The sequence below is a fragment of the Paraburkholderia sp. genome (assembly GCF_035656215.1).
GTDB lineage: Bacteria > Pseudomonadota > Gammaproteobacteria > Burkholderiales > Burkholderiaceae > Paraburkholderia.
The window spans coordinates 1-4,263 of sequence record NZ_DASRSY010000336.1 but is presented as its reverse complement, the minus strand read 5'-3'; the positions used below and the strand labels follow the sequence as shown (position 1 = coordinate 4,263).

Annotated in this window: 6 protein-coding genes; 1 reads left to right on the top strand and 5 read right to left on the bottom strand. The window is 62.5% G+C overall.

The window, feature by feature from the left end:
• The 5 genes from VFE81_RS19565 to VFE81_RS19545 form a co-directional block, all read right to left on the bottom strand.
• A partial coding sequence (locus VFE81_RS19565; RefSeq protein ID WP_325046173.1) for an MFS transporter occupies positions 1 to 351 on the bottom strand: 351 nt, incomplete at its 3' end.
• A gap of 137 nt (positions 352 to 488) precedes the next feature.
• Complete coding sequence (locus VFE81_RS19560) at positions 489 to 992, bottom strand: YbhB/YbcL family Raf kinase inhibitor-like protein (protein WP_325046172.1); 504 nt, start codon at positions 990 to 992, stop codon at positions 489 to 491.
• Positions 993 to 1,166: 174 nt separating this feature from the next.
• Positions 1,167 to 1,613 carry a very short patch repair endonuclease gene (locus tag VFE81_RS19555; protein WP_172168509.1) on the bottom strand — a complete coding sequence of 149 codons (447 nt, stop codon included), beginning with the start codon at positions 1,611 to 1,613 and terminating at the stop codon, positions 1,167 to 1,169.
• Positions 1,614 to 1,643: 30 nt separating this feature from the next.
• Positions 1,644 to 2,927 (bottom strand): DNA (cytosine-5-)-methyltransferase, encoded by a 1,284-nt coding sequence (dcm, locus tag VFE81_RS19550; RefSeq protein ID WP_325046171.1) that lies wholly within the window; start codon positions 2,925 to 2,927, stop codon positions 1,644 to 1,646.
• Between the two features lie 273 nt (positions 2,928 to 3,200).
• Positions 3,201 to 3,527, bottom strand: coding sequence for a hypothetical protein (locus VFE81_RS19545; protein ID WP_325046170.1), 327 nt, complete (start codon positions 3,525 to 3,527; stop codon positions 3,201 to 3,203).
• Positions 3,528 to 3,713: 186 nt separating this feature from the next.
• On the opposite strand from VFE81_RS19545, the gene VFE81_RS19540 reads away from it, so the two are divergent.
• Positions 3,714 to 3,905, top strand: coding sequence for a CsbD family protein (locus VFE81_RS19540; protein ID WP_325046169.1), 192 nt, complete (start codon positions 3,714 to 3,716; stop codon positions 3,903 to 3,905).
• Positions 3,906 to 4,263: the final 358 nt, after the last annotated feature.

Below are 4,263 nucleotides of genomic sequence, written 5' to 3'. Positions count from 1 at the left end.
CAGGATCAGCCCGGCCAGATAGATGCGCCGGTAGCCGATGCGATCGCCGAGCGAAGCAAGTGGCAGCAGCGAAATGGTGACGGCCAACTGGTAAGCATTGACGACCCAGATCGAGCCGGCTGCGCTCGCATGGAGATTGCGCGCGATGGTCGGCAGCGCCACGTTGGCGATCGCGCTGTCGAGCACCGCCAGCGTGAGGGCGAGTGCGATAACCAGCATGGCCCAGTAGCGTTGCGGAATCGGCAAGCCTTGTTCGGGACTATCCGCGAACGGCGTGCCGGAGGCGGGTGGAATAGCTGAGGCGGCATCGGACGGCATCGAATCGTCCTTGCGCGATGGTTGTACGTGCATCGTTCTTTTGATTTGGAGTGGGCGGCTCATCGAGCCTACGATGAGGCACGCGCGCTGCGTGCCGCCCTGGAAAAACAGGACGGCATGCAGCGACGATGCCCGTGCCGCGACAACTCACCGGCATCGCGTCTCACGCGTTATTTGAGTTCGTACAGACCGGTGTGGGTGGTCGAGTCGAGTTCGTTCAGATGCGTCATGAAGCGCGCGACCGCATTGGTGGTGTCTGCGGTGATCGGCAGATTCGGCACCTTCAGCGCGTGCAGGCGGAAGATGTAGCGGTGTGTCTTGTCGCCGCGCGGCGGCGCGGCGCCACCGAAGCCGACCGTGCCGTAGTCGTTGCGCACCTGCAGCGCGCCTTGCGGCAGCAGCGCGCCATCTGCTTTGCCGGCGTTGCGCGGCAGTGAGCGGGCGTCGGCCGGAATGTTGACCACGACCCAGTGCCAGAAGCCGCTGCCGGTAGGTGCGTCCGGATCGTGAACGGTGAGTGCGAAGCTTTGGGTGTCGGCCGGCGGCGCATCCCACTGCAGTGCGGGCGAGATGTTCTCGCCGTCCACACCGAAAGCCTTGTCGTGGTATTCGTGGGCTTTCGGCATAAAGCCATTGGTGGGGAAATCGTCGGACCAGAGACGGAAATCAGCCATGGTGTGCCTCCCTTCGTGAGTAGTTCTGGGATGGTCGGGGCGCGTTTCTTTGCTGTGGGCTTGCTGCCCGATTTCTGCGGGTTCGGCCCGCAAAAAAATGCCCCGAGCTAGCCAGTCGAGTGTATCACCAGCGGCCTCGGGATTCGCTCCAACCGGGCAGGCTACAAGCAGCTTTCAGCCGCGTTCCTCGAAGCGCGGCGCGTCGCTCTTCAACCACTCGACGAGCCGTTGCAACACGCCTTCGATATCGCGATTCGCACCACGCAAAGCGCATTCCCACACCACCCCGACGCGCCAGCCGCTCGCGAGCAGCGCCGCCTGAACCTTGTCGTCGTTGCTGCGATTGCGGCCGATTTTGTCGCGCCAGAACTCGGGCCGCGTTTGCGGCCATTTGAACAGATGACAGTCGTGACCGTGCCAGAAACAGCCGTGCACCAGCACGACAGCACGGTAGCGCGGCAGCACGATGTCCGGGCGGCCTGGCAGATCGCGTGCGTCTAAACGGAAACGGAAACCCTGGCCGTGCAGCAGGCTGCGGATCAGGATTTCCGGTTTCGTATTGCGGCCGCGAATGCCGGACATCATCCGGCTGCGTGTCGCGCTGTCGACGATATCGACCATTGTTAGCGTCTGGGTGGCCGGTCAGGCCACTCAGGAATAGAGTGAAAGGGCTTGCCTGGAACCATTGTGCGTTTCTTCGGCAAGCAGGGTGTGCACATGCGGCAGCGTGATGCGCGCCACTTCCCGCATCACCGGCATGACGACGCTGTTGCCGAATTGCCGGTAAGCCTGCGTGTCGCTGACCGGAATCCTGAAGGTATCGGGAAAGCCCATCAGCCGTGCGCATTCACGCGGCGTGAGGCGTCGCGGCCGCAACTGCTCGCCCTGATAGACCAGGATTTCCGACCCGTCCTTGTGATAGCGCGCGGACAGTGTGCGCGTGACGCTGTCGGGATACGCCATGCCGAAACCGAAGCCATTGCCCGCCGCGCGATGCTTCGCGGCGTAGTTTTGCAGATAGGTCCAGAGATTGGGCGTGAGCGTGTACTTCGGTTGCACGCGTTTGCCGGCGTGGTCGAAGAAACGATCGTGGTCCCACGGCAGCACCGGTTCGCTGCCGTCCGTGCGATGCAGGATCGAGCCGAGACGCGGGCCGTTTTCCGGCAGACGCAGATCGTCCCAGGAGAACGACGTCTTGCCGCGAAAGCCGACGATGATGATGCGCTCCCGATGTTGCGGCGTGAAATGCTGGCCGTCGACCACGCGGTAGTGCACTTCATAGCCGAGCTCGTCGCGCAGGGTCTGCAGGATCACGTCGAAGGTGCGGCCTTTGTCGTGCGAGAGCAGATTCTTCACGTTCTCCAGCAGGAACGCGGCGGGCCGCTTTGCCGCGATGATCCGCGCGACGTCGAAAAACAGCGTGCCCTGCGTCGTGCACTCAAAACCGTGCGGGCGGCCCAGCGCGTTTTTCTTGCTGACGCCGGCAATGGAGAATGGCTGGCACGGAAAGCCGCCGAGCAGCACGTCGTGGCTCGGCACCTCTTCGGCGGGAAACGAGACGATGTCGCCGATCAACGCGTGTTCGCCGCCCGCAGGGTGGTTCTCGCGATAGGTCTTGGTGGAGAAATCGTTCCATTCGCTCGTGAAGACACAGTCGCCGCCGTGCGCCTCGAAACCCATGCGAATGCCGCCGATGCCGGCAAAGAGATCGATGAAGCGAAACTGGGCGTCGCCCGTATCCGTGCCGGCCTTCGCCCGGCCGCTGCTGTGCAGCAGATCGCGCAAGGCCGGTTCGAGCATGGACGGGCACGGCGTTTCGCCTTTTTCCCAGCGGCGCACCGTCTTGATGTCCTTGCCGACGTGCGCTGCGATTTCGCGTTGAGTGAAGCGGGCGCGCGCCTGTCTGAGCAGGTCGAGCGGTGCGGCGAGGGTCACGGATGTCCTTGCTGGGAATTTTTGCGGACATTATGACCTAATGTCGTCCCTTTTTCCTATTTTCACTGGCCGTGAGCAGAAAATTTCCGGTCGCTCAAAGACCGCTTTCGCCTAAATGCGGCTGTCACAGTTGGACGTGTAGGCTTGCGACGTGACGCGAATTCCCAGCGTTGCGACGTGTTCAGGCCGCGACATGGTTCGCGGCCTTTTTTTTACTGGGAATAGAGTCGGACTGGCCAGCCCGAATGGCCGGCCATCAAGGCTTGCGGCGTGTCAGATAGGGTGGCTGGCCGCGGTGGGGGCGAGCGGCTTGAACGGGGCAGCGGCTGCCGGGACCAACTGATCCCATACGGGCTGAGGTTCGGCTTCGAACTGATCGAGTTGCAGCAGGAGGCCGTCCACCGCGCACAACTGCGCGTGGGACAGATTGCCGGTGTCGAGCAGTTGGCATAGACGCTTGCGCCAGTAGGTGGCCGGCAGAATCGGACCGCCCAGATCGCCGTGTAAAGACGGCCGCATCACGCGCCTGATATGCGCGATGTCCTGATCGGCCAGCGCCGCCTGGGATGACCCCGGCATGGTAATGAGCGTGCGTTCCATAGCCCCTCCTTGGCACCTTTACGGCAGGCCGCGGCGGGACTTTAGGGCTTTCTTGAAATATTTTTTGCGCTCGTGTTTGCCGGGTGAAAGGGGCTGGCGAGGGTGACGGCCGAGGCGGGCACGCCCGTTGCTGAATAGGGATACTGGCGTAATGTTGCGCTGGCATTCCAGATATCGGAGCCGAATATGAACAAGGACCAGGTGAAGGGCGTGGGCGAGCAGATCAAGGGCAAGGTCAACGAAGTCGCCGGTAAAGTCACCAACAACCCGGGTAAGGAGCTTAAAGGCGACCTTCAGCAAGGCGCAGGCAAAGTGCAAAAGGCCTATGGCGACGCTAAGGAAGACGCCAAGGACAATGCAAAGCGCAACGCGCCGTAATTTGGCTCGCGGTACTGCTTGACGGGAAAGGCGCTTCGGCGCCTTTTTCGTTTTTGCGGGGCTTCGGGGGCAGTGCTTTCGTTCTCGCAGCGCTTCAGTTGCCGGATGTCAGGTGCAGGCCTTTGGTACCGGGATTCAAATATTGGGCTTCACGTGCCGGGACCCGGCTGCCGGCCTCCACGTGGTATGCCGATTTCGCCTGGGGCTAACCCGGGTTCGGCACCGCAGACGTTCCGCGCGCTGTGTGCCGCCTTTAGACTTGGCGCATCCAACAGCGAGGAGGCGCCCATGACACCCGAAAAAGTGCTTTCGATGTTCGAACGGCAGTACCTGGAGGGCAAAGCGCCCGCCGACCTCG